1 protein-coding gene is annotated in these 403 nt (G+C 57.8%); it reads left to right on the top strand.

What is annotated here, in order from left to right:
- On the top strand, window positions 1–315 hold a 315-nt coding region (locus GHO25_RS25815; RefSeq protein ID WP_306108784.1), incomplete at its 5' end, for a helix-turn-helix domain-containing protein.
- Window positions 316–403 lie beyond the last annotated feature (88 nt).

Below are 403 nucleotides of genomic sequence, written 5' to 3'. Positions count from 1 at the left end.
GCCCCGGCCATGACCGGGCCGCATCTGGCGCACTTGCTCAGCCACCACTGGCCGGGCAATGTGCGCGAACTGGCGAACACCGCCGAGCGGCACGTGCTGGGGCTGGGCGAGCCGCAGTTCGACGACATTGACGCAGGCCAATCGCTGGTCGCGCAGCAAGAAGCCTTTGAAGCGCAATGCTTGCGGGCAGCGTTGACGCGCCATAAAGGCGATATCAAGGCCGTGCTCAACGAACTGCAACTGCCCCGCCGCACCCTGAATGAAAAGATGCAGCGCCATGGCTTGGTGCGCGAAGCGTTTTTGAATGCTGAATAAAACAATTCATTTGTAGGAGCGAGCTTGCCTCGCGATCTTTTGATCTAGATCTTGCTTTTGATCTTGATCTAAAAGGCCCCATTAAACC

Source organism: Pseudomonas sp. FSL R10-1350, from assembly GCF_009600525.1.
GTDB lineage: Bacteria > Pseudomonadota > Gammaproteobacteria > Pseudomonadales > Pseudomonadaceae > Aquipseudomonas > Aquipseudomonas helleri.
This window is presented reverse-complemented; position numbering and strand designations above follow the sequence as displayed.